The sequence below is a fragment of the Gluconobacter sp. P5H9_a genome (assembly GCF_018812085.1).
Taxonomy (GTDB): Bacteria; Pseudomonadota; Alphaproteobacteria; order Acetobacterales; family Acetobacteraceae; genus Gluconobacter.
On record NZ_JACRVW010000001.1, the window covers coordinates 315,649 to 339,648 of the forward strand.

At 58.0% G+C, this 24,000-nt stretch carries 25 protein-coding genes and 1 pseudogene; 16 read left to right on the forward strand and 10 right to left on the reverse strand.

The window, feature by feature from the left end; translation table 11 throughout:
• Positions 1 to 34 precede the first annotated feature (34 nt).
• The 3 genes from KP708_RS01405 to KP708_RS01415 form a co-directional block, all read right to left on the reverse strand.
• Positions 35 to 1,120 (reverse strand): glycosyltransferase family 2 protein, encoded by a 1,086-nt coding sequence (locus KP708_RS01405; protein ID WP_215749948.1) that lies wholly within the window; start codon positions 1,118 to 1,120, stop codon positions 35 to 37.
• Positions 1,117 to 2,025 (reverse strand): glycosyltransferase family 9 protein, encoded by a 909-nt coding sequence (locus KP708_RS01410; protein ID WP_215749950.1) that lies wholly within the window; start codon positions 2,023 to 2,025, stop codon positions 1,117 to 1,119. The genes KP708_RS01405 and KP708_RS01410 overlap by 4 nt, the downstream gene beginning before the upstream one ends.
• Before the next feature lie 82 nt (positions 2,026 to 2,107).
• The gene (locus KP708_RS01415; protein ID WP_064274586.1) at positions 2,108 to 2,737 is read right to left on the reverse strand and encodes a nucleotide exchange factor GrpE; all 630 of its coding nucleotides are present in this window, start codon (positions 2,735 to 2,737) and stop codon (positions 2,108 to 2,110) included.
• A 184-nt stretch (positions 2,738 to 2,921) separates the two neighbouring features.
• On the opposite strand from KP708_RS01415, the gene KP708_RS01420 reads away from it, so the two are divergent.
• Together KP708_RS01420 and KP708_RS01425 are read left to right on the forward strand one after the other, a co-directional pair.
• Positions 2,922 to 3,692: a response regulator transcription factor gene (locus tag KP708_RS01420; protein WP_086633513.1), complete on the forward strand. Its 771-nt coding sequence runs from the start codon at positions 2,922 to 2,924 to the stop codon at positions 3,690 to 3,692.
• A gap of 40 nt (positions 3,693 to 3,732) precedes the next feature.
• Positions 3,733 to 5,556, forward strand: coding sequence for a stimulus-sensing domain-containing protein (locus KP708_RS01425; protein ID WP_215749952.1), 1,824 nt, complete (start codon positions 3,733 to 3,735; stop codon positions 5,554 to 5,556).
• A 154-nt stretch (positions 5,557 to 5,710) separates the two neighbouring features.
• On the opposite strand, the gene KP708_RS01430 is transcribed toward KP708_RS01425, so the two are convergent.
• Positions 5,711 to 6,094 (reverse strand): UrcA family protein, encoded by a 384-nt coding sequence (locus KP708_RS01430; protein ID WP_215749954.1) that lies wholly within the window; start codon positions 6,092 to 6,094, stop codon positions 5,711 to 5,713.
• A 171-nt stretch (positions 6,095 to 6,265) separates the two neighbouring features.
• The gene (locus KP708_RS15650; RefSeq protein WP_046900628.1) at positions 6,266 to 6,616 is read right to left on the reverse strand and encodes an endoribonuclease L-PSP; all 351 of its coding nucleotides are present in this window, start codon (positions 6,614 to 6,616) and stop codon (positions 6,266 to 6,268) included.
• Positions 6,617 to 6,742: 126 nt separating this feature from the next.
• Between KP708_RS15650 and KP708_RS15655 the strand changes: the two genes are divergently transcribed.
• The 12 genes and pseudogenes from KP708_RS15655 (at position 6,743) to KP708_RS01495 (ending at position 16,196) form a co-directional block, all read left to right on the forward strand.
• Entirely contained in the window at positions 6,743 to 7,207 is a 465-nt protein-coding gene (locus KP708_RS15655; RefSeq protein WP_371822692.1) for an HPr kinase/phosphorylase, read from the forward strand.
• 49 nt (positions 7,208 to 7,256) lie between these two features.
• Complete coding sequence (gene rapZ, locus KP708_RS01445; protein WP_211495539.1) at positions 7,257 to 8,225, forward strand: RNase adapter RapZ; 969 nt, start codon at positions 7,257 to 7,259, stop codon at positions 8,223 to 8,225.
• Positions 8,222 to 8,662: a PTS sugar transporter subunit IIA gene (locus tag KP708_RS01450; RefSeq protein ID WP_086633509.1), complete on the forward strand. Its 441-nt coding sequence runs from the start codon at positions 8,222 to 8,224 to the stop codon at positions 8,660 to 8,662. Before rapZ ends, KP708_RS01450 begins: the two co-directional genes overlap by 4 nt.
• Before the next feature lies 1 nt (position 8,663).
• Positions 8,664 to 8,948 (forward strand): HPr family phosphocarrier protein, encoded by a 285-nt coding sequence (locus KP708_RS01455; protein ID WP_086633508.1) that lies wholly within the window; start codon positions 8,664 to 8,666, stop codon positions 8,946 to 8,948.
• Positions 8,935 to 10,812, forward strand: a complete 1,878-nt coding sequence (gene ptsP / locus KP708_RS01460; protein WP_371822693.1) for a phosphoenolpyruvate--protein phosphotransferase — start codon at positions 8,935 to 8,937, stop codon at positions 10,810 to 10,812. Before KP708_RS01455 ends, ptsP begins: the two co-directional genes overlap by 14 nt.
• A gap of 63 nt (positions 10,813 to 10,875) precedes the next feature.
• Complete coding sequence (locus tag KP708_RS01465; protein ID WP_215749958.1) at positions 10,876 to 11,415, forward strand: Fur family transcriptional regulator; 540 nt, start codon at positions 10,876 to 10,878, stop codon at positions 11,413 to 11,415.
• 6 nt (positions 11,416 to 11,421) lie between these two features.
• Complete coding sequence (locus tag KP708_RS01470; RefSeq protein ID WP_215749960.1) at positions 11,422 to 11,883, forward strand: hypothetical protein; 462 nt, start codon at positions 11,422 to 11,424, stop codon at positions 11,881 to 11,883.
• Between the two features lie 18 nt (positions 11,884 to 11,901).
• Positions 11,902 to 12,889 (forward strand): annotated as a pseudogene (locus KP708_RS01475) (asparaginase).
• Between the two features lie 84 nt (positions 12,890 to 12,973).
• Positions 12,974 to 14,398 carry a sugar porter family MFS transporter gene (locus KP708_RS01480; RefSeq protein ID WP_252347334.1) on the forward strand — a complete coding sequence of 475 codons (1,425 nt, stop codon included), beginning with the start codon at positions 12,974 to 12,976 and terminating at the stop codon, positions 14,396 to 14,398.
• Between the two features lie 88 nt (positions 14,399 to 14,486).
• Complete coding sequence (locus tag KP708_RS01485; protein WP_211500470.1) at positions 14,487 to 14,897, forward strand: hypothetical protein; 411 nt, start codon at positions 14,487 to 14,489, stop codon at positions 14,895 to 14,897.
• Positions 14,898 to 15,027: 130 nt separating this feature from the next.
• Positions 15,028 to 15,438, forward strand: coding sequence for a hypothetical protein (locus KP708_RS01490; protein ID WP_099211614.1), 411 nt, complete (start codon positions 15,028 to 15,030; stop codon positions 15,436 to 15,438).
• Between the two features lie 20 nt (positions 15,439 to 15,458).
• The gene (locus tag KP708_RS01495; RefSeq protein WP_215749963.1) at positions 15,459 to 16,196 is read left to right on the forward strand and encodes a DUF4097 family beta strand repeat-containing protein; all 738 of its coding nucleotides are present in this window, start codon (positions 15,459 to 15,461) and stop codon (positions 16,194 to 16,196) included.
• Here the strand turns inward: KP708_RS01495 and KP708_RS01500 are convergent.
• The 5 genes from KP708_RS01500 to KP708_RS01520 form a co-directional block, all read right to left on the reverse strand.
• Positions 16,187 to 16,909: an RluA family pseudouridine synthase gene (locus tag KP708_RS01500; protein WP_215749965.1), complete on the reverse strand. Its 723-nt coding sequence runs from the start codon at positions 16,907 to 16,909 to the stop codon at positions 16,187 to 16,189. The two genes, KP708_RS01495 and KP708_RS01500, sit on opposite strands and share 10 nt — an antisense overlap.
• Positions 16,899 to 19,607 carry a DNA translocase FtsK gene (locus tag KP708_RS01505; protein WP_215750118.1) on the reverse strand — a complete coding sequence of 903 codons (2,709 nt, stop codon included), beginning with the start codon at positions 19,605 to 19,607 and terminating at the stop codon, positions 16,899 to 16,901. Before KP708_RS01505 ends, KP708_RS01500 begins: the two co-directional genes overlap by 11 nt.
• 117 nt (positions 19,608 to 19,724) lie before the next feature.
• On the reverse strand, positions 19,725 to 20,324 hold the full coding sequence (rsmD, locus tag KP708_RS01510) for a 16S rRNA (guanine(966)-N(2))-methyltransferase RsmD (RefSeq protein WP_064274599.1): 600 nt from the start codon (positions 20,322 to 20,324) through the stop codon (positions 19,725 to 19,727).
• Positions 20,325 to 20,327: 3 nt separating this feature from the next.
• Positions 20,328 to 21,113 carry a pseudouridine synthase gene (locus tag KP708_RS01515; protein ID WP_046900642.1) on the reverse strand — a complete coding sequence of 262 codons (786 nt, stop codon included), beginning with the start codon at positions 21,111 to 21,113 and terminating at the stop codon, positions 20,328 to 20,330.
• Positions 21,110 to 21,850, reverse strand: coding sequence for a gamma-glutamyl-gamma-aminobutyrate hydrolase family protein (locus KP708_RS01520; RefSeq protein WP_215749967.1), 741 nt, complete (start codon positions 21,848 to 21,850; stop codon positions 21,110 to 21,112). Before KP708_RS01520 ends, KP708_RS01515 begins: the two co-directional genes overlap by 4 nt.
• 6 nt (positions 21,851 to 21,856) lie before the next feature.
• Here KP708_RS01520 and KP708_RS01525 point away from each other — a divergent pair, with 6 nt between their 5' ends.
• Both KP708_RS01525 and KP708_RS01530 read left to right on the forward strand, forming a co-directional pair.
• The gene (locus KP708_RS01525; RefSeq protein WP_215749969.1) at positions 21,857 to 22,321 is read left to right on the forward strand and encodes a nucleoside deaminase; all 465 of its coding nucleotides are present in this window, start codon (positions 21,857 to 21,859) and stop codon (positions 22,319 to 22,321) included.
• Positions 22,322 to 22,434: 113 nt separating this feature from the next.
• Positions 22,435 to 23,958 carry a Do family serine endopeptidase gene (locus KP708_RS01530; RefSeq protein WP_215749971.1) on the forward strand — a complete coding sequence of 508 codons (1,524 nt, stop codon included), beginning with the start codon at positions 22,435 to 22,437 and terminating at the stop codon, positions 23,956 to 23,958.
• Positions 23,959 to 24,000: the final 42 nt, after the last annotated feature.

A 24,000-nucleotide genomic window follows, 5' to 3' on the forward strand; every position in this document is an offset into this window, starting at 1 on the left:
TGGCCGCAAGCCCTGCACCGGCCGGAAAGCGGATTTATACGGTAGGAACTGTCGCCTGAAGCAGAAATGGCTCCATTCCGCTGACATTCGGGCGCCGTCCTTCGCGCCACCCGGCGTCCATGTAATGGATCAGCGGCCAGATGCCATAAAAGGCGTCTTTCACCACATCTTCATTCTCGTGGGCATAGGAGAGGGGGTCAAACAGAACGTATTCGTGCTGTGATCCGTCTTGCAGTCGACGATGGGCCAGAAAATTCTGCGGAACATGCACCGGGAACTGCGGCGCGGCCGTATCTCCGAGGATTGGCGCAGGATCTACGCCTAACGTCCGGAAATGGTCTGCGATGACGGGCGCATAAATATCGGGCGTGTGCAGGTAGCTGCGGAGGAAATCTTCCTGGCTGGCCTGAAAATAGTACCGAAGATGATATCCCTCTTTGGGGTTCTCAGGTGTGATCTGGCCCGCTCTTGGCTTTTCGCCAGGGATTGCGCCAGCGATATGAGCGAGCTTCTGACGGGCAAAGCGGCGTATGTCTTCGTAGTCAGGTCGATTGTGCAGGTGAAGATGCACAAAGGGCGTCCGCACGCAGCGCTCTGGGTAGATGGTCTGCGGGGCATGCAGGCCCCGATCCAGTCCCACAATCGTATGAGCCTTAAACAGTGCCCTCGGAACCGACTGGGGGCGGTAGTAATTGGGAGCATTCGGCACGTTCAGGAGAAGGCGATCGGTAATCAGGGTCGCCTGTTCGTCTTTCAGAAGCTCGAACTGCGCACGGATTTCCGTCGGGTCCACCGATAGGCGGTCGAGGAAGAACGCAAGAAATTCATCGCAATCCATGGGGAGTGCGAAATCACAGGCATTCTCTGCATCCCAGCCCCGGATAATGTCCGTGAAGATTTCCCCCTTCCGCAAAAAATCCTTTTGGGACCGATATTTGCGGATGATCTGCACACCCTGCGCTTCATAACGCTTCTGCACATCCTGGACGTGTGGGTCTGTAGAGCCGTTGTCGACAACGGTCAGATTGGAGAGACCGAAAATGGCCCCGTGCCAGAGGATCCATGGCTCAAGAAGCGCGGCCTCGTTTTTCTGCATCGTGACGCAACGGATAACTGTCATGCGGGGAGGAGAGCCTCTATGCGTGATGCAGGTAACAGAGCCAGATCTGGAACATCCAGAATGGTTGTGCGTCCCGATGTGAGCGAAAGTGGAGCCGTCAGGCGCGGATCACTGTCTTGGGAAAACAGGGCGATGATAGGACGATCCATAGCTGCGGCCAGATGGATCGGACCGGTATCGTTGCCAATGACAAGGTCAGCTCTGTGGAGAACGCCCGCCAGCTCAACCAGACTGGTCTGTCCTGTGAGGTCCAGGGCGCTCGGGCAGTCCTGCAAAATCTGTTCAGCAAGAGGCTTTTCGGCCGCACAGCCTACAATGACGGGAGTCAGGCCGCGGGCAGCAACAGCTTGAGCGACCTCTGAAAACCGCGTGACGGGCCAGCGTTTCTGTGGCCGATGCGGGGCCGCTCCGGGAATAAGCACGACAGATCGACCGGAAATCTCTGGCCCATGTCCTTTCAGCCATTCCGGAACCTCACGCGGAATGGGCTGAAGACCGGCGGCACGGAGCTGGTCTTCAAGGCGGGTCAGGGTGTGCATTTCATTGCGCGACGGATTGGCATGCGGATGGCAGCAGCCGTCAGAGATGCCGGACCAGTTGCGTGGTCTGCCTGCCAGCCGGAAATAGGTGCGAGACCGCCCGGAGGTCTGGAGATCAAAAATGCGGTCAAATCCGCGCAGCGCACGCGACAGGCGAAGCAGAGCGACTGGGTGTGCCAGAGACGGGCGACGATCCGTCGTGACATCATCGAACCAGGGGGCGGCTTTTGCCAGTTCCACGAAGGGAGGGGTCGTCAGCAGGGTGATGCTGTCGTGCGGGAACGCAGCCCGGATCGAAGCGAAGGCCCCAAACGCCTGAACGAAATCGCCCAGAGCACCGAGCTTGATGACAAGAATGCGACTCATGACCCTATTTTCTAACAGGGTCTGACGGAACGCCAACCATTAGAGCTGACGTTCCGCAAAAAGAAATCCTGCGTGAGCGGGATCAGGCGGTCGTGTCGAGACCCGGAGACGCCTTTGCTGCATCAGCTTCCGGCGTTCCCTTAGCGACAACAACCATGGCTGGCTTCAGCAAACGGCCCTTCAGAAGCCATGCTGGCGTCCAGGACTGCATGACGTGGCCGGGCGTATGCTGATCAGAGGGCTGTTCCGCCATGGCCTGATGCAGGTTGGCATCAAACGGCTTGCCGGTCGGGTCTTCACAGGTGATGCCGTGACGTTCCAGAATGTTGATGAAGGACCGTTCCGTGCCTTCAATTCCTTCACGCAGCTTTGTGATGAGGCTGTCTTCGCCTTCGGTCTTTGTCGGAAGGGAGGCGAGGCCGCGCTGAAGATTTTCGGCTGCCTCGACAACGTCACGCGCAAATTTCTGGATGGCGTACTGACGAGCGTCTTCCACATCCCGCTTGGCGCGGGCGCGGATGTTCTGGTTCTCTGCTTCAGAACGGACCCAGCGATCCTTGAGTTCTGCCACTTCGGCTTCAAGAGCCTCAATGCGCGCTTCCGGCGTGGTTTCTTCCAGCGTTTCGCCGCCGGTTTCGTTCATGCCGGGGGTCTCGACGCCCTGCTCAGGCACGTCGTTTACAGTTTCCGGCGTAGTCTTCTGGTCTGTCATGTCACGACCTTATCTTGTGGGACGGGCCAACTCATGGCCCCGTTCTTCTTCAGGAGATAACGCGGATTGTCTCAAAGACAAGGGTTGCAACGTGGTAGGATGTCATTGAAATGCCTATTTCCCGCCACAGTGCGCCATGCGTTATAGATAATCTACGCATCAGATTTTAGCAGACGGACCCCATATGGAGACGCCACACACTTCCTTTCCGCCTCAATCGGCCAACTGTCAGACGCCTTCTGGCATCGCTGCAGCACCGATTATCGCGCTTGTGGATGACGATCGGAACATTCTTGCTTCCGTCCAGATGACCCTCGAATCCGAAGGGTTCACCGTTCACACCTATACGGATGGTGAAAGTGCGCTTCAGGGAATCACCAGCCGCCCGGTCAGCCTGGCGGTGCTGGACGTCAAGATGCCGCGCATGGACGGTATGGAGCTGCTTCAGCGCCTGCGCGCCCGATCCAACCTTCCTGTCATTTTCCTGACGTCGAAAGACGAGGAGCTGGATCAGCTCATGGGGCTGCGCCTCGGGGCTGACGATTACATCACCAAGCCGTTTTCCCAGCGTCTGCTGATCGAACGCATTCGTGCATTGCTGCGCCGCCAGGATGCCAGCCGCGCCGAAGCAGCAGGAGCCACAACTGTGGGCTCAGCCATCGTCCGTGGTCAGCTTTCTCTGGATGAAACACGACATCAGTGTCTGTGGGGTGGTCAGGACATTGCCCTGACGGTCACAGAGTTTCTTCTGGTGAAGGCGCTGGCCATGCGCCCGGGAATGGTGAAGTCCCGCGATCAGCTGATTGATGCGGCATACGGCGACAACATTTACGTCGATGACCGGACGATCGACAGTCACATCAAGCGCGTTCGCAAGAAATTCCGGCAGGTGGATGACAGCTTCAATCAGATCGAAACGCTCTACGGCATTGGATACCGTTACAAGGATGAGTGAGGCGCTGTGACGGGTTTTCTTGTTAGGCAGAAGGTACGTCATGGGTCGTAGAGAGCCGGCCCATGCACTCCCTTACGATCTGGATTCGGATCGCCTCGAACAAGGGCGTGACCGCCGCCGCGCGGCTATCGTCAGAGCAGGAGTCTGGCAGTCTATCCGTCGTGTGGTCAATGCGGGAACGGGGGGAGACGGGGATCGCAGTCAACGGCGTAGGCTCGCCTCACCTCTGCTGGGGCGTATTCTTCTTCTGAACATACTGCCCTTGGCTCTTTTGGCTGTGACATTGCTGTTTCTGGACCAGTTTCAGAACGGCTTGCTCGAAACGGACGTCAATGCCCTGCGCGAGCAGGCTCACATTTATGCCGCTGCTATCGGGCAGTCAGCGGTCAGTGCTGCTCCCAAAACAGGTGGAAAGCCTGCGCCAGGCGGTGATTATGTTCTGGATTCCCGCGCGAGGCCGCTTCTTGCGCGCCTGACAGAACCCAGCCCCAATGCTCATGCTTTGCTGTTTGATCCGGATGGCAAGCTGGTTGCGGACAGCCGGACGGAACCCAAACTTCCCCCTAAAGCTGTGGCACCCGACGCAGTTCCTGAGGGAGAAACATGGCATCCACCGCGAAACAACGCGCTGGAAACCTTTTATGACTGGCTCCTGTCGCTGCTGCCGCTCACATCCAGCGAAGGCATTGTCACACTCGATACGCCAGATGCAGCAACTGACGGCCCCCATGATGCACAGCCGCTCAGAGCGCAGTCTGAACTGCCGCCCTTCATCCGTCGAACCAAGGATCATCAGCTGGTTGTGACGGTCGTGGAGCCTGTGGTGCATGATGGGCTGACGGTCGGGGAAATCCAGCTGACCCGGCATGCTCCGGAAGTAGATCGATCTTTGTTTGCGGTTCGCTCTTCCATCCTGTCGCTTGTGCTGGCGGCGTTGATCGTAACGGTCCTGCTGTCCTGGTATCTGTCCCTGACAATTGCTCGCCCGCTGCTGACGCTGGCGCGTGCCTCACATGAAATGAGGGAATCTGACGGGCGAAAGGACCTTGTCCCGGAGCGCCTCTTGGCTAGACGTGACGAAATCGGTGTTTTGGCGCGGTCCCTGCGTGGAAGTGCTTTGGCTCTGTGGGCGCGTATGGATGACATCGAACGCTTTGCTGCGGACGTCAGTCACGAAATCAAGAACCCGCTTTCATCTATCCGGTCAGCCATTGAAACACTTCCCAGAATTGCCATTCCGGAGCGTCGGGATCGTCTGTTGGGGATCATCAACAGTGACGTCAAACGGCTGGATCGTTTGATTACGGATATTTCGGATGCAAGCCGGATCGACGCCGAGCTTTCACGTGTGCGGCCTGAACCCGTAACGGTTGTGGCGCTGCTCGCCATTCTGGCCGAGATGCACCAGACCACGCGTAAGGAAGATGCGCCAATTCTGCGTCTTGACGTGAGAGAACAAGAGCCACCCCTCAGGGCTTTTGCTGTCGAGGACCGTCTTGTTCAGGTGTTGCGAAATCTGATTGGCAATGCCGTTTCGTTTTCGCCTCCCAATGGGATCATCGCGCTTCATGCCAGTGCGCGCGAAGTGGCCGGCAATGGCCCCGGGACTGGTAGCGTGGTGGAAATCACCATCAGCGATCAAGGACCTGGAATTCCGCCGGGCAAGCTCGAAAGCGTCTTTGACCGCTTTTATTCAGAGCGGCCGCAGACGGAGAATTTCGGGCAGCATTCCGGCCTTGGTTTGGCGATCAGCCGGCAGATCATTCACGCTCTGCGGGGAAGCCTGTTTGCCGAGAACATTATGGATGCTTCTGGCGCAATCTCCGGTGCATGTTTCGTGGTCAGGTTGCCGCGCGCTTCCTGATCTGCGCAGCGAAACATGCTGATACGCTGCGTGTCCAAATTGATTTCCGCTGACGATAATCCCCGTCTGCTGTTCCGTGCTGCCTTCCTGCAAAAGGAGTGTAGCGGCAAACGGAATCGCCAGCGTAAGGATGCACAAAGGCGGAATAATATCCTTAGCCATGCGGGTAGACGTCGGGCTTGGCAGCAAGCAGAACGTGACCAATCCGATGGTTGTTTCTTTGTTCGGATCTGATGTCCCGAAGAGTCTCTAAAGCGCCTTTACGGGCTTCTGCCGCGCAGGACGCAACATCGTCCGGCGTCGCCATATCCATCGGATTCGAGATGTTACATACGGCTCGGGATGCATCGTCAATTCGATTTTCTGCGGTTCGCCACCCCTGTTTGGATGTCAGATCCAGACCGGAGATGCTGATTGTCTGGCTGGACGTCGTAGGCACGACAGCGGGCAGAAGGGGAGCTGCCATGCTCTGGGAGAAAGGAACAAGCGAAAGTGCAGCTACAAGGACAGTGCAGGCGGAGAAGGGAATACGAGACATGACGAGGGCCTTTCTGCGTGAAAGAGGAAGCGATTATTTCGCTCAATTTTCACTATGCAGAAGGCGTGCCAAACATGATTTTCAGCGATAAAAATTATCTAAAAAGCACAAGAAACGAGAGTGCGTCCGAAAAAATGGTTTGTGGAGCTATTTTGTGGTGTGTTACACCATTTAAGGTGATGGGCTGGCAATCAGGCTGAGAGCGATCCGCTGATTGGTATCGGGAAAGCCCTGAACAATTCGTAGCGTCAGGGCCGGTCTGGCTGAGGCGAGGGCTTCTCCAAGCGCGCTTTGACACTGACTGAAGCCATCTCCTTCACGCAGCATCGCAGCGACGTGGCGCGTCTGGTCAAGGGTCAATCCATGTTCCGCCAGAGCGCCGGAGATCGCATTCAATGCGGCCTGGCATTCTTCGGCAAGGCGCTGCGGGCGTTCTCCCTGCGGTCCAAGGCCGTCAAAGTCCGTGCAGGTCACTTCGTCACCGTGAACGGTAACAATATCATTCCTGGAAAAATCGCCCATAAGATCCGTATTTCCGATTCATCATCGGAGGCTGCGGTTGCCTCCCCAGACTCTTGATGAGCTGATGGCGATACAGCTCGATCTATCGCAAACGCTTCTAGCCCCGTCTTGAAAAGGCCGCAATCAGTGTCATCTCAGAAACGGTTTCCTGAAAGCGAAACATTTTATGCGTCCTGCGTGGTACACGACGGAGATGCGATCCTTCTGTGCGGTCCATCAGGCTCCGGAAAATCGATGCTCGCCCTGCAACTGATGGAACGCGGTTTCTCGCTTGTGTCTGATGATCGTGTTCTGTTGGATGGACCGCTGGTTAGCCCCCCATCTGCGTTGGAAGGACTGCTTGAGGTGCGCGGAGTGGGGATTCTCAGGACACCTTTTGTCACAAATGCGAGAGTGATTCTCAAAGTACTGCTCGGGATGCAGGGGGACCGTCTGCCGACCCCGGAAAAAGACCCACAAACCGGAGCTGTTGTCCTGCACATAAACGGCTGTCTGCCGGGGGATTCATCCCGTGTGATGGCCGCATTTCAGGCCTGTCGGGGAACGTATGACTGGGTTACGGGGGCAGGGGGCGACACTGCGGGAATCTGAAGCTGCGAAATAGTTCCTTCTCTTTTGAAAAAGGGCTAGAGTAGGGCACATGACACCGGCGAATATTCCCGAGTCCGAACCTTCGGCAGGATATGGTCCTGGTTCCAGACAGATCCTGATTGTCACAGGGCTTTCCGGTGCCGGAAAATCATCCATTTTACGTGTGCTGGAAGATCTGGGCCACGAAGTTGTGGACAATCCGCCATTGCATCTGCTCGAGGCTTTGGCTTCGCGAAGTGGCGAACGTCTGGCCATTGGCATTGACGTTCGAAGCCGCGGTTTTGAAGCCGCTGGTGTTCTGGATGAAATCGACAAGCTGAAAGCCTTACCGGGAAGTCAGGTCCAGCTCCTTTATGCAACAGCAGAGCCCGAAATCCTGCTGCGTCGTTTTACAGCCACCCGTCGTCGTCATCCGCTGGTCAGTAGCGGAACGGTTCTTCCGGGTATCGAACAGGAAACGCGTCTGCTGGCACCGCTGCGTGCGCATGCGGATTTTGTGATCGATACCTCTGATCTGCCCGCTCCGGAATTGCGTCAGCTCATCGAAACACGCTTTGGAAATGACGCAAAAGATGGCCTGACCGTGGCTCTCATGTCTTTTGCATATCCATCCGGTTTGCCGCGCGAAGCCGATATGGTGTTCGACGCCCGCTTTCTACGTAACCCTCATTATGACGCCACGCTTCAACCCATGACGGGGCTGGATCAGGCTGTTGTGCAGCACGTTAAGGCCGATCCCGCCTACGGTGCCTTCTTCAGTCATGTGCACGGCCTGCTCGATCTGGTGCTCCCGCGCTTTGTTGAAGAGGGCAAGAAATATGCCACTATTGCTGTCGGATGCAGCGGTGGCCGCCATCGTTCAGTAACCATCATTGAAGAGCTGGCCCGTCTTTTGCCCAGAACCGCCCCTGTTGGCCCGATGATGGTCCTGCACAGGGAACTCGCCCGAAAAGGACTGTCCTCATGGCGCTGGGCTGTTCCCCCTCATGATGCGTCGGTCCAGGACAAGTCTGCATGATTGGTCTGATGCTGGTGACGCACGGCAGGCTGGGCGAAGTTTTGCTTGAAACGATGGTGCACGTGGTCGGGCCTCAGGCCCAGATTGGCATTGTCGGTGTCGGCGATGACGATGACCCAGCACTTCTGCGGCCGGAAGCGGACAAGCTTTTGCATCAGCTTGATACAGGCGAGGGTGTTCTTGTCCTGACGGATATTTTTGGAAGTTCGCCGTCCAATCTGGCTCTGTCCCTTCGGGAACCGGGGCATGTTGAAGTTGTGTCCGGTGTGAATGTTCCCATGCTGGTCAAGCTGGCCAAGACCCGTGTTGGTCTGGATCTTGAAGGCTGTATCGAAAAAGCAACCATGGCTGGGCGTAAGTATATCGCGGTGGCTTCCCAGCTCCCTGACCCCTGTCTGCACGGGGGGCCGCGCCCCTGTGTCATGCCGGTCCCGTAAAATGAGCGAAACAACTCTCTCGCCCCGCACTTTGACCATCGTCAATCGGCTGGGGCTTCATGCCCGGGCTGCCGCCAAGCTCGTAACCACGGCTGAGCGATTTGATGCGGAAACTACGGTGGAGCGTGGCGGCAACGTTGTCTCGGCTCTGTCCATCATGGGGCTCATGATGCTGGGTGCTGGAGAAGGCGAGACTGTGACCCTCAGGTCGCACGGGCGGCAGGCTGCTGAAGCGCTGGATGCGGTGGAAGCGCTGATTTCTGACGGATTTGGTGAGCGTGACTGAAACGCCACTTCGGGCACCACGCCCCAGAGTAAGCCGTTCCCGCAAGGTGTCCAACATCTCCCTGACCCTTCAGGGTAAAGCCATTACTCAGGCAATTGGCCTTGGCCCGGCAGGGCGTGTGGAAGAACTGCCCCTTCCGGAAATCGTCGAGCGATACAGCCAGATTGGTTCTGAGGCAGAGCTGACAAGGCTTCAGGGTGCGATTACCCGCGCACTTCGCCAGATCGAGAAAATGCGGGACAGGCTCGTTGGACTTCCGGAAGAAGGGCGCGAAGAAATTGCGACTCTTCTGACGGTTTATGAGCGCATGCTTGGCCCCTCTCGCCTGACGCGGCAGGTCAGGATGCGGATCGAGGAAGAGGGGCTCTGCGCTGAAGCTGCCGTCGCAGATGTCAGCGAAGCCTTGGCGCTTCAGGTTCTAAGAACTGCCGAAGCCATGGCTGGAGAGAACGGTGGGCAGGAACAGGACGCCAATCTGAGGCTGGCTGGCGAGTTTGAGGAAATTGGCCGCAGGTTGATCCGTAACCTCACGGGCGTCTCTTACCGTGCGTTTTCCAGCCTCCCTCCTGGGTCAGTGCTGGTGGCGGAACAGCTTCGTCCGGCTGATGTCGCGATGATTGATCCTGCCCGGATTGCCGCCGTCGTGACAGAAGGCGGTGGCGGTGCGGATCATACGGCCATCTTGCTGCGGGCGCTCGATATTCCAGCCATTCTGGCCGTGCCAAACCTTATGGCGCAGGTCACGGAAGGCGACATGCTTGTCGTCGATGGGCATCTTGGCACTATCACGTTGTCTCCCAATGAAACAGAGCTGCGTCTGGCACGGGAAGCTGCCCAGAAAGAGGCCAAGGAAAAGCGGACTTTCGGTCGCCTGAAAAAGCTTCCTGCCCAGCTTCAGGGTGGCGAACCCATCGAGCTTCTGGCCAATCTGGAGCTCCCGGCCGAATTGCCCATGCTGTTGCGCAATGGTGCCAAGGGAATTGGCCTTCTGCGTAGTGAATTTCTGTTCGGAGAGCGGGACGATCTGCCTGACGAAGACGGGCAGACAGCAACGTATCGCTCCATCATTGAAGGCATGGACGGCCGACCGGTCACAATCCGCGTTTTGGACTGGGGCGGTGAAAAAGGGCGGGCCTGCATGCGTCGCCTGGGTCTCGCGGAACAGGTGGCGGATGGAGACAACCCCGCGCTCGGTTTGCGGGGTATTCGTCTTCTTCTGCGCGTTCCGGATGTGCTGGAGACGCAGTTTGCCGCCATTCTGCGGGCGGCTTCGCCTGCTGACGGCAATACGGCCATTGGCCCGGTCCGCATTCTCCTTCCGATGGTAACATCGGCGGATGAGGTGATTGAAGCGCGGGAAATTTATGACAAAGTCGCTCGCCGCCTCAAGCGCCGTCAGATCGTTCTGCCGGACCCGCTGCCGCCCCTGGGTATCATGGTTGAAACGCCCGCAGCAGCTCTGACGGCCAATACCATGGCCCAGCATGCGGACTTTATGGCCCTCGGGACCAACGATCTGACGATGTACACGCTGGCTGTGGATCGGGCCGATTCCATGGTGGCAGACCGCTACAGTCCGCTGCACCCTGCCGTACTTCAGCTGATTGCCCTGACAGCAGAGTCTGCCCTGCGGGCTCATCGTCCTATCTCGGTATGTGGAGAAATGGCATCGGACCCGCGGGTTGTCGCGCTGCTGATCGGACTTGGCCTGCGGTCATTTTCGATGAATTCTGCCTCTCTTCCACGCGTGAAACGCCTGATCAGAACGCTGAAGATGGAAGACTGTGATCACCTCAGGCGCCATGTGATGATGGAGACTGATCTGGCCTCCATTCAGTCGCTGATCCGTGATTTCGCACTCTGATTCTGGCGCGCTTCAAGGCTCTCTATCGAAAAACAGTCGGCATGATGCCATATAGGAGAGACCATGCCGGATTCGTCTTTTGAGACCTCCTCTGCGGAGGACCTGTCCTTTTCCCCATCCATCACCTCCCGTCTTGAGCGGGCTGGGGACTGGTGCCGTCACCGTGGGCAACGCCTGACGGAGACGCGACGTCAGGTTCTGGGGCTGATCCTGTCTTCCGATAAGCCGTCCGGTGCTTACGATTTGCTGGCGCGTTTGCGGCCAGCGCACCCCAATGCCGCCCCTCCGACCGTTTACCGTGCACTGGATTTCCTTCTGGAACAGGGGCTGATCCATCGGCTTGAAAGGCTGAGTGCTTTCGTTGCCTGCTCCCATGCGACAGACTGCCACCATGGGTGCGATCATGGAGAATGGGGCGTTCATCGTGCTCAGTTCCTGATCTGCAAATCCTGCGGGCGGGCGTGGGAGCTGGAACAGGAAACGATTGTTCCTGCCCTGATGCTGGCAGCCAAAGACGTTGGCTTCCGGGCTGAGGCCGCGACTGTAGAAATTGAAGGCGTTTGCGCCGCCTGTCAGAAAACCGGCTCTCGAAGCGGGACCTGACCCATCATGGGCGTGCGACGTTCTCCACCGCCCGCCCTGCCGTTTGATACTCTTCTAGAGAGCTCATCACCTTCGCCCCAGGTCCGCCGGGTTAAGAAGACCCCGGATATCCCTCAGCCTGACCTTCTGGATTGGCAGCCTCCGGTAACGCATCTCACTGCTGAGAACGTGGGCGCTATCATGCTTGATGCTGTGGCGTTCCGTCCTCCGGCAGGCGAGACTTTTCTGTATGCCTTGATGGATTTTGCTCAGGGACAAGCTATTTTCAAAGACGGATTGTCCCTCGCAGATCGGCTGGTTTTTCTCGAAGGCCCTCAGGCAGTATTGGCTCTGGCTGACATTCCGCCAGAGCAGGAAATCGGCATCCTGCGTGTGCGACGTCGACTAATCCAGTCCTGGCTGGAGGTGGCTCAACAGGGCCACGGGCCCTGCTATGTACTGGTTGCCAAAGATCCATCCCATAGCTGACAACAGAGGTTCAGGGACATGACAGGACAGACGGGCTCAGGATTGCTCGCGGACGTCACGCGTGGAAAACAGGCTGAGTCACGGCCTCTCGGTCGGGCTGCGGTGACGTGAATGCGGCTGTTTTCCCGCGCTCAACCGTCAAGTCTCTTCTGGTAATTGAACTCGTCGAAAGTGGAGCGGCTGACCGGCTGGGCCTTACCGACGAAGCTCTTGCCCTCGCCTGTGCCTCTCACAATGGCGAAGAAGCCCCTGTCAGGGTCGCCGCCTCCATGCTCGCCGCTGCGGGGCGGGATGTGACTGCTCTGGAATGTGGAACTCATTGGCCAACCTATGAGCCCGCCGCGCGCTCTCTGGCAGCTGCTCATCAATCCGCATGTCCGCTTCACAACAACTGTTCCGGCAAGCATGCCGGGCTTATCTGTCTGGCTTGTGATCAGGGCGTAGACCCGCTGGGCTATATTGATCCTGTCCACGAGATCCAGCGCCGCGTGACAGATGTTCTGGCCTCCATGACCCAGACGCCTCATACAGCTGCCAACCGGGGAACGGATGGCTGTTCAATGCCAACATATGCAGTGCCTCTGAAGGCTCTTGCCCATGGTTTTGCCCGGTTCGGGAGTTGTGTCGGCCTTTCAGCTGAGAGAGCCAAAGCGACACAGCGGCTTAGGTAGGCTGTGGCAGCCCATCTGTTCATGATGGCCGGAATCGGACGATACGACACAACGGTCATGAACAATTTCGAAACTCGTGCGTTCATCAAACGGGCGCTGAAGATGTCATGATCGCAGCATTGCCGGAACAGGGACTGGGTTTCGCCATCAAGACGGATGACGGTGCCAACAGGGCGGCAGAAGTGGCCATGTCGGCTCTGCTGCATCATTTCGGTGGTGAATCGCTGTGCCGGACGGCAAAAGATCATGCGATTTTCGCTGAGACCAAGACGCAGACACTGCGCAACTGGCAGGGCGTTACGGTCGGTGAAATCAGGGCCGCCCTCACGATCTAAGCGAGATCGTGCTATAAAGATGACAATTCAGGCATCCACCAGAACTGGTGGGTGTCATTTTTTTGCGAAGGATACCCGCCAAGCATGACGGATCAGGCCAGGACCGAAGAGATCATCCAGCCAGATAACAGTGGAACATCTGTTTTTGATCCAACACGGTTCAAGATCATCGCCATTGGAGTGATTGCCGCCCTCGCAGGGTTAATGTCCGGTCTGGATATCGGTGTTGTTGCGGGTGCTCTGGATCTGATCGGTCAGGAATTCCATGCGTCTACGCTGGCGCTGGAATGGGTCGTAAGTTCCATGATGGCAGGTGCCGCCGCTGGTGCTCTTGGTGCAGGCTGGCTTTCCCATCATCTTGGCCGCAAGCGATCCCTTATTCTTGGCGCAGCAGTGTTCGTGGTTGGAACACTGGGCTGTGCGATGGGATGGTCTCTGCCATCCATCATTGTCTTCCGCGTCATCATGGGAATTGCGGTGGGTATTTCAGCCTTTACGGCGCCGTTATACCTGTCGGAAATCGCCAGCGAAGAGTCTCGTGGCGCCATGGTCTCGACCTACCAGCTGATGGTGACAGTCGGTATTTTCGTTGCCTTCCTGTCAGACACCTATTTTTCCTACAGTGAAAACTGGCGCTGGATGTTCGGTGTCGCAGGTATTCCTGCGGTCCTGTTTCTGATTGGCGTTCTGTTTCTGCCATACAGCCCGCGCTGGCTGATTATGCAGGGACGTCACAAGGAAGCCCGCGAGATCCTCGTGGACCTGCGGAATGACCCGCTGGAGGCTGCCAAGGAAATTCGCGCCATTCGTGAACAGCTTGAAACCAAGCAGGAAGGCTTCAAGCTTTTCCGCACGAACAGCAATTTCCGTCGTTCTGTCGCTCTTGGCATCATGTTGCAGGCGATGCAGCAGCTCGCGGGCATCAATATCGTGATGTATTACGCCCCGAATATCCTGGCGGCGGCTCATTTCGATGCGCATTCCCAGATGTGGTGCACGGCCATTATCGGCCTGGTCAACATGCTGGCAACATTTGTGGCAGTTGGTCTTGTGGATCGCTGGGGCCGTAAGCCAATCCTGTATGCTGGCTTCACGGTCATGGCGATTGGAATGGGCGTGCTTGCCATGCTGCTTCAGGGCGGCATGACAACGCAGTCTTCCCAGATTGCAGCCGTGTTCCTGCTGATGATCTTCTGTGCCGGATTTGCGATGTCTGCTGGCCCGCTGATGTGGGTTCTCTGTGCGGAAATTCAGCCTCTTGGCGGTCGCGATTTCGGTATTGCGATGTCAACATTCACAAACTGGATGACCAATCTTCTGGTGGGTGTGAGCTTCCTGTCGCTTATGAAGGCCATTGGAACGGGCGGAACATTCTGGCTCTTCGCAGGCCTGAATGCGCTGTTTTTGCTGCTGACAATCCTGTTCGTGCCAGAAACAAAGGGCATGTCTCTGGCCGTTATCGAGAAGCGACTGATGCAGGGCACAAAGCTGCGCAAGCTCGGCCGCTAATTTCCCAAAACATATTCTGCCCGATAGAAACGTTCGGCCTTTGGTCGGACGTTTCTGCTATAAAGGGGATCAGCTGAAGGAGGCTGTCATGACCAATTTTTCTCTCTCGTCCGAAGGTCCGGGTCGTGGAGGCGTTCTCCTTGTTTATGGGCTGTATATCGCCCGGTTTTTCACAGGTATCTCCCTTCTGGCAGGAGTAATCCTCGCTTATGTCCTGAAAGGTTCCAGCCACGGGGTGGTCCGAACCCATCTGAGCTGGCTTATTCGTTTGTTCTGGTATGACGTTGCCTTTATTATTGGGTGCGCTGCTCTTTTCGGCGCCTGCTTCATTACTGAACCTCCGGGAAGCTCCGGGCCAGGACAGCTCCTGTTCCTGATTCCGATTGGTATTTTTGCTCTGTGGAACATCGCTCTGCTCGTGTCGCTGTTTTATGGCGTACGGTCCCTGACGCAGGGCCAGGGGCCGCTGCCTGATCGCTTCCGGGCGCTTGGCGAATAAACTGGCGAATTACGCCATTCTCAGCCTGTCTTGCATTGAGTGGTAAGGCAGGCTGGTAGGAAAATCAGGAACTGGCACAGTTTCTGCATGAGCTATTCTGTTGAGGATCATCCTCCAGAGGAGTTCATTCATGTACACCACGACGATGTCCGGTTATGGAGCCGCCCGACAGGATACGGGCCGTGACTACGTCCTGCTGATTTATGCGCTGTATCTCGCCGGCTTCTTTACAGGAATTACGGCATTCGTGGGCGTAACACTCGCCCATGTAGCGCGCCGCTCCGCAACTGGCCTGAAACGTGCCCAGCTGGACTGGCAGATCAGACTGTTCTGGTACGGTGCATTTGCGCTGACAGTTATTGGCCTGATTCACCTGATGGTCGCAGGGCTTGGTGCCATCACGGGTGGCCTTGGTCTGGTCTTCATGGTCGTGCCGTGGGGACTGACCCTGACATGGGGTATTCTCACCGCCTGGGCCGTCGTGCGTGGAATGTATGCAGCATTGATGAACCGCCCGGTTGCATCATCCAACTCCTTCTGATGCCAAAGAAAGCGAATACAATGCCTGTTTTCCGTACCGTTTTCCCTGTGCTGCTTGCTGCAACCTGCCTGACTTCCAGCGCGCTCGCTGCTCCGCTCAGTCAGAGCACATCCAGCGAAGATCTATCCTACGCAACCCTGCCGGAAGGGGGGATCATTTCCACCATCAGTGGGGATGTAGAAGTCAAAACCTCTTCCGGGCCACTGTCCATCCGAAGTGTCAGTGGTGATACGGACGTTTCATCATCCAATGGCCCCGTATCCGTCACAACGGTTAGTGGCGATACCCAGATTGGTCAGATTCAGGGGGCGCTTCAGATCAAGTCCGTTAGCGGCGATATCACTGTTGCCGGGGCAGCTGGGGCTGCGATGCTGATGACCGTGAGCGGTGACGCACATCTTGAGAAAGCAGCCGGGGACGTCACGGCCAAGAGCTCCAGCGGCGATCAGGACATCACCCTGACCTCAGCACCCAATGCGCGCACTGTGCTTTTGGAATCTGCGTCCGGCGATATCACGCTTCACTTGCCGAAGGGTTTTGGTGGTACCTTCGACATCCAGCTTCGTCAGGGACGTTCGCAGAAAGACTTTCCCCTTGAGCAGTCACTGGGTCTGGCTGTGAATGTTGGTCCGTGGGAGAAACCGAGCCTTGTCTCAAGTGAATCCCGGAAGATTACAGCAAGTGGAAAGGTCGGTGACGGGAAAGACCATGTCACGCTCCGGGATGTCTCCGGAACCATCCGTATCGTTCAGGACTGACCGTCCCATCCTAAATGGCGCAGCGCCTCGGCCATGGCTGGGGCGGGCGGCGCAACAGCGTCGAGGGTTTCTTCAGCGAGCGGTACGTGAAGGCTACGAGCCAGAAGATGCAGGCCTCCTGCATTTTCTGAGCCGTAAACCCGGTCACCCACAATCGGTGTCCCGAGATGGGCACAATGGATGCGGGCCTGATGGGTACGTCCTGTCAGAAGTTCCAGCTCCAGCCAGCTTCGGCTGCCTGCTTGGCCCAGAACGCGCCACCGTGTGGTGGCAGCATCGCCTTTCGGGTCCACAATCATACGCCAGCCTGAGGGCATCGAATGTCTGAGTAGGGGGGCGGAAATTTCGCCTTCCTGCTGAGTTGGGACGCCTTCAACAACGGTCCAGTACAGTTTGCGGACCTGGCGCGCCTGAAAAGCATTCTGGGCTTCGATCAGAGCTGTCTTGCGGCGTGCAATCAGCAGGCAGCCGGATGTATCCGCATCAAGGCGGTGGGCCAGCCAAGGCCCTCCGCGTGGATGGGTCACGAGGCGTGTCTCTACGGAATCCTGAGTGGATGGGCCGGGGTGAACAGCCAGCCCGGCGGGTTTGTTCAGGATCAGGAAGCGCGATGTTTCCAGCAGAACAGGAAGATCCTGCCCCAGATAAAAAATACCACGCGGGGCAGGGGAGGGGGGAGTTTCACCGCGGCTCCTGCGTTTGTCAGTCCTCATGGGATGCCGGACGACGGGCTAGAATTTCACGTTTGCCCACATGGTTGGCTGGCCCGATGATGCCTTCCTTTTCCATCTGGTCAATCAGCTTCGCTGCGCGGTTATACCCGATCGAAAGATGGCGCTGGATAAAGCTGGTCGAGGCGCGACCTTCCGTCATGACAATGTCTACGGCCTGTTCGAACAGGCTGCCCTCTCCATCTCCACCGCTTCCGCCGCTGCTCATGCCGCCACCGGAGGAGCCACCTTCTTCATCTTCCCCGGAGACAACGTCATCGTTGTAGATCGGATCGCCCTTGGAGCGCAGATCTGCCACGACTTCTTCGACCTCATCATCCGCCACAAACGGGCCATGGACACGCGTAATGCGGCCGCCGCCCTGCATGAATAGCATGTCACCCTGACCAAGAAGCTGCTCGGCACCCTGTTCCTGCAGAATGGTGCGACTGTCGAACTTGCTAATGACCTGGAAGGAAATACGGGTTGGGAAGTTGGCCTTGATGGTGCCGGTAATCACGTCAACAGACGGACGCTGCGTTGCCATGATGACGTGAATACCAGCAGCACGCGCCTTCTGCGCAAGACGCTGCACCGCCGTCTCGATTTCCTTGCCAGCGACCATCATCAGGTCAGCCATTTCGTCAATCACCACAACGATATACGGCAGGTTTTCCAGCGGAACCTGCTGTTCGTCAAAGACGGGTTTGCCTGTCTCAGGGTCAAAGCCGGTCTGAACGCGGCGGGTCACCATCTCCCCGGATGCCCGAAGCTGGCTGACGCGTTCGTTGTAGCCGTTGATATTACGAACCTGAAGCTGCGCCATCAGACGATAGCGACGGTCCATCTCCTGCACGGTCCACTTGAGAGCACTGACAGCCTTTGCCGGTTCCGTCACCACTGGGGTCAGAAGATGCGGAATTCCGTCGTAAATCGACAGTTCCAAGATCTTGGGATCAATCATGATCAGACGGCACTCTTCCGGGCTAAGCCGATAGAGCAGTGACAGGATCATGGAGTTAATACCGACAGACTTACCCGATCCAGTCGTACCAGCGACCAGAAGGTGCGGCATTTTTGCCAGGTCCGTATAGACCGGAACGCCAGCAATATCCTTGCCCAGCGCAATCTGGAGGCGGCCCACGCCATTGGTCCATTCCGGCGTCGTAAGCAGTTCTGAGAAGAACACCATCTCGCGCTTGGCGTTCGGAACCTCGATACCAATGACATTCCGGCCCGGCACCGTCGCGATACGAACACTGAGAACGGAGAGGGACCGCGCCACGTCATCCGCCAGACCGATCACACGTGAAGATCGGATACCCGGAGCAGGTTCAAGCTCATAAAGCGTGACAACCGGGCCTGCGTGAATGTCGCCAATCGTGCCCTGAACGCCGTAATCCGCCAGAACGCTTTCCAGCAGTCGTGCATTGGACTGAAGTGTTTCCTGCGAGGGGCCTGTGGAGGCGTGTGCAGGCGGTGGGTTCAGCAGAGACAGCGGGGGAAGTTCCCAGCCTGTTGCTGCGGGGGTGCGCGGTGGCATCGGGCGGGCAGCAGGTTGTGGCTGAGCCGGGCGCTCAGGACGACGCATTCCAAAGAGGCTGCGGCGCTGTTCCGGCTCTGGTGCAGGCGGCTCGATGCTGCTCTGCGGTCCATCTTCATCCGCATCGTCTTCAACATGCGAACGCTGGATCGTTTGAACATTCCTCTGGCGGGCAATCTGCGCCAGTCGTTCCGCATAAGGGTTGGACGGCGCTTCTTCCTCTTCCGGCACCTGCGGATCTGGGGCCGCGGCACTGGCAGCTTCTTTCCGCATGACTGCCGGATGCTCGTAAGGATCCTCCGCCGTTTCCATGGGAGGCTGCATCCAGCCCGTATTCTGCGGCACGAAAGGAGACGGGCGCGTGCTTGGGTCGCTCTTGCCAAAGCTGCGACGCAGAAAAGACAGGGGCGCTGCATCTGGTGCAGGGCTGCTTCCCGTATTGCCGCGCTGGAATTCGTACTGACGCGGGTCCGGAGCAGGACGATCGGATGTCTGCGGGCCGTTCATGCGTCGGGCGAGGGCCACGGGCTGGCGGGCCAGCAATGCGGCGCCCTGTCCCATGGCGCGCCATTCGCGCCACTGAAGCCCCATGGCAAGTGGCATCAGAATGCCCATCAGGAGCAGAACAAGAAACACTGCCAGTGCACTGCCTGCTGAGCCGGCTTCAGCATGTGCGGCGTCAAGCAGACGATGAGCACAGGACACGCCCATTTCGCCGCCCAGACCAGCCGCTGTCGGCCAGGCCACTTCAAGCCCAGGAATAAGCAGTTGGAGCGTGCCAATGAACGTGGCGCCGGCTGGAAGAAGCAGAAGTGCAGCAATAATCCGGACGATGGGTGCGCTCATGCCGTGATGGCGGACCATACGCCAGGCCCAGGCCAGCAGCACGACAATCGGCAGACCGCTTCCTAGGCCCAGCCACTGCACCAGACCATCCGAAATAGTGGCGCCGGTCCGGCCCAGAAGGTTCGTCGGTTCTGTTCCCGTGGACGTGTTAAACGACGGATCGTGCGGGTTGAAGCTCCACAGCGCGATGCCGATGGCAACAGCCGCAATCAGAAAGCCCAGTCCCAGAAGCTCCATGAGGCGGGCGTTCAGCGCACTCCGGAGCTTTGGTGTCATGTGACGGTCGTGTGCTTCACGAACGATGTTGCGCACTGTGCTGGTCGAACGGCTGAACACGGCCAAGTCTCGTCACCCCGTCGGTTTTCTGGATTACGGCTTTCAGATCAAGACTGAATTATACCTGACAGGCCACTGAATACAGTAGGAAAATTAAGGAACAGTGGATGAATGTCGCCAGATGGTCACCTTTGCCGCGCCGAATTTCCGGATCACGAGTGGCTCGGCAGGAAGTGTGGGGGAAAAGTGTTCAGAAGGTGGCACAAACGGGGCAAAATCTTCAGTCGCTCCCGTCTCTGCAACGATCAGTGCACCTTCAGCAATCCAGCCCCCTCGTGCCAGAGCGCGCAGACCCGATTCGACCAGTGTTTTCCCGTAAGGTGGATCCAGGAAAATCAGCGTATGCGGCTCTGTCGCGCGGGGCGGATGCGTCACGCTGCAACTCAGCACACGGGAGATGTCCCGAGCGCGACAGATATCGAGATTGGCGCGCAGGGCGTTCAGGGCATTGCGGTCCCGCTCGATGAAAGATGCGCGCTGAGCCCCTCGAGACAGGGCTTCCAGGCCCATCGCCCCTGTCCCGGCATAACCGTCCAGAACAATGGCCTCTTCAAGCTCATCATGCCCGTACCACGGGGCATGAGCCAGCATGTCAAAGATGGCCTGCCGCGTCCGATCAGATGTAGGGCGCGTCCCTTCTCCCCGTGGGGCCATAAGTGCACGGCCCTTGTTCTCTCCGCCAACAATCCGCATGAATCAGCGGGTCCGCTTGCGGGTCGGAGCAGGTAGATCGGGGATCTGCTCACGCAGCGTCTTACCGTTGACTTCCTCAAGCTCACGCGCCTTCAGGGAGCCGAGCTGAAACGGACCATACGACAGACGGATCAGACGGCTCACATGCAGGTTCAGGCCGCGCATGACCTGACGGATTTCACGGTTTTTGCCTTCACGCAAAGAGACGGTCAGCCAGGAGTTGTCACCCTTGACGGAATCCAGTTCGGCTTCGATCGAGCCGTAACGGATGCCTTCAAATTCAAAACCATCGACCAGAGAGGCCAGACGTCTCTCGTCCACCATGCCAAAGACGCGCACACGGTAACGGCGGACCCAGGCATTGCCGGGCAGCTCCAGACGACGTGCCAGTTCGCCATCGTTTGTCAGCAGCAGCAGACCTTCGGAATTGATATCCAGTCGGCCGACGCTGATAACCCGCGGCATTCCCTCAGGCAGTGAGTCAAAAACTGTCCGGCGTTCCTGCGGGTCACGATGCGTGGTCAGAAGGCCGTCAGGCTTGTGATAACGCCACAGACGGGTACGCTCGGGATTATCCACGGGCTTACCGTCAACCAGCACGATATCACCCGGCTGAACAAATGTTGCGGGATGCGTGACGGGCTGGCCGTCCATCTTGATCCGGCCGTCTTCGATCATGCGTTCCACGTCACGACGGCTGGCAACGCCAGCGCGCGCAAGGAACTTCGCGATGCGTTCGCCTCTTGGGCCGTCGGATGTTTCAGGGGTCGGGTTAAGTTCTTCGGTCATCGTGCTGCTGCCTCCACCAGCGCCGCATACAGGCGACGGTCGCCGGGGTCGAGGGTGAATTCAGGATGCCACTGTACACCAATGGCGAATTTTGCGTCGTCCAGTTCGATTGCTTCGATCACACCGTCCGCCGCAACAGCCGAGATTTTTGCCCTTCCTGCCGTCCGCACAGCCTGATGGTGGGAGGAATTGACATGCATGATCTCGGTGTCAGCAATGCGGGCTAGGCGGGTGCCAGCCACCAGGGAAACCGTATGTCCGGGTTCATGGCGCGGGTTGGGCTGCTCGTGTTCCAGTTCGGGTGGAAGATGCTGGATCAGCGTCCCCCCCGCATTCACGGCCATAAGTTGCATGCCGCCGCAGATTCCCAGAACAGGAATGTCCTGCTTGAGCGCAGCACGCAGAAGGGCAAGCTCAGCGGACGTTCTCACAGGGCGGGGGGTGGTCAGAGGATGAGGCTCTTCCCCATACAGCGCAGGATCAACGTCAAACGCGCCGCCAGTAATAACGAGGGCGTCCAGGCGCTCTACCATCGCGTCCGCGTTACCCACATACCCCAGGCAGACTGGTAAGCCGCCAGCGTCACTGAGGGCCGTGAGATAATTTTCTCGCAAGGCATGATAAGGATATCGAGAAAATTGCCCCGGACCGCCAGGCTCATGATCGAGTGTAAGACCAATGAGCGGAGCTGTGTTCCGGGAAGGGGATGGACGGGCGGTGGTCATACACCCCATCATCGCATCATGATTCAGGCCGTTACAAGCCGCGCCATGCAGATGGCTCTTGATGCCGCAGACGAAGCGGCCCGACAGGGTGAAGTTCCTGTGGGGGCAGTGGTGCTGGATGCGTCGGGAGATGTCGTGTCCGTGGCGCGTAACCGCGTAGAGGAACTGTATGACGCCTCGGCCCATGCTGAACTGTTGGCCATGCGTGCCGCAGCAGTGAAGCTTGGTTCTCCGCGACTGACAGGATGTACGCTTGTTGTCACGCTGGAACCCTGCCCGATGTGCGCGGGCGCCATTGTGCATTTCAGGTGCGAGCGTGTCGTGTTCGGTGCTTATGATCCCAAAGGTGGCGGGGTCGAACATGGTCCGCGTGTGTTTGAACGGCCGACCTGTTTGCACAGGCCGGAAGTGATCGGCGGACTACGCGAACGGGAAGCTGCTCTTCAGCTCAGAACATTCTTCCAGCGGCTGCGGAAAGGGTGACAAACAAAGACTTACGGATGTTTCACCTCCCGGTCAGCTTGGTGAATGGGAACGCAGTGCATAGTGCGGACTTATAACGACCGAACCGTTCTTCTGTAACAATCGGGACTGACATGACCACACGCTTCCGCGCTTCCCTTGCTGCCCTCGCTGCCACGACCTTTCTGGTCGCCGCTCCCGCTGCCATGGCGGATAACGGAGCCATCAAGCCGCAAACCAATGTTCAGGCGCTGCCCAACTTCGTCACTCTTGTGAAGCAGGTGAAGCCTGCCGTTGTTTCCATCACGGCACACATCAAGGCCGATGTTGCCGAGCAGGAAGAGAATGGCCCAGGCGGTGATGGCGGCGGAATGCAGGGCTCGCCTTTCCCGTTTCCCTTCCCGTTCCAGATGATGCCGCAGCAACAGCAGCAGAACCGCACGGTGGAAGCTCGCGGATCAGGCTTCATCATCTCGGCTGATGGTTATGTCGTGACCAACAACCATGTTGTGAATGGCGCCACGAAGGTGACGGTCACGCTGGATGACGGGACCACATTGCAGGCCAAGATCATTGGCCGTGATCCGAAGACGGACGTGGCTCTTCTGCGTGTAAAGCCAACAGGCAAACTGCCGTTCATTGACCTCGGTGATTCTGACGATGTCCAGCCGGGCGAATGGGTCGTTGCCGTCGGCAATCCCTACGGTCTTGGCGGAACCGTGACGGCAGGTATCGTCTCGGCTCTGGGCCGTGATCTGCATTCCGGCGCGTATAACGACTTCATCCAGGTTGATGCGCCGATCAATCACGGCAACTCCGGTGGCCCGCTGTTCACGCAGGACGGCAAGGTCGTGGGCATCAATTCCATGATCATTTCGCCGAACGGTGGTGGTTCAATCGGTATCGGCTTCGCCATCCCGTCCAACACCGTGCGCTCCGTTGTTGATCAGCTTGAAAAGACCGGTCATGTGACGCGTGGCTATTTCGGCATCGAAGGGCAGGACATCTCTCCGACGATGGCACAGGCCCTGAACCTGAAGTCCCCGGAGCCGGGCGCTCCCCCGCATGGAACGCTGGTGGCTTCCGTGTCCAAGGGAAGCCCGGCTGAAAAAGCCGGCATCAAGAGCGGTGACGTGATCCTTACGCTGAATGGCCATCCGGTGAAGAATGGTCATGATCTGGCTGTGAAGGTCGTCTCCATTGCGCCCGGAACAGACGCTACAGTGAACCTGCTGCGTGATGGTAAGCCGATGGATGTGAAGTTCACGGTGGGCAACCTCGCCAATCAGGACCATGGCAGTGGGGGGACGGATAGCAGCCAGTCCGCCGGTGCGGGCAAGCTTGGTGTGTCTCTGGCATCCCTGACGCCGCGCGCGCGACAGGAACTGGGCCTGGATGACAGCGTGCAGGGCGCCGTCGTTGCTGACGTTGTTCAGGGTTCTCCGGCTGACCAGTCTGGCATTCGCCCCGGCGACATTATTGTGGCCGTGGGAAATCACGTCACGCCGTCTCCGAAGGCTGTGGTGGCCCAGGTGCGTGACGCTCTGTCTCGCAAGCAGCCCCCTCTGCTACGCATCCTGCGTGACGGGCAGCAGCTCTTTGTTGCTGTCTCGCCTGATGGTTCGGATGATGGCAGCTCCGGCGACGATCTCCAGTAATTCTCGTATCCGGTTTTACGAAACAGAGCGGGGGGACAGGTG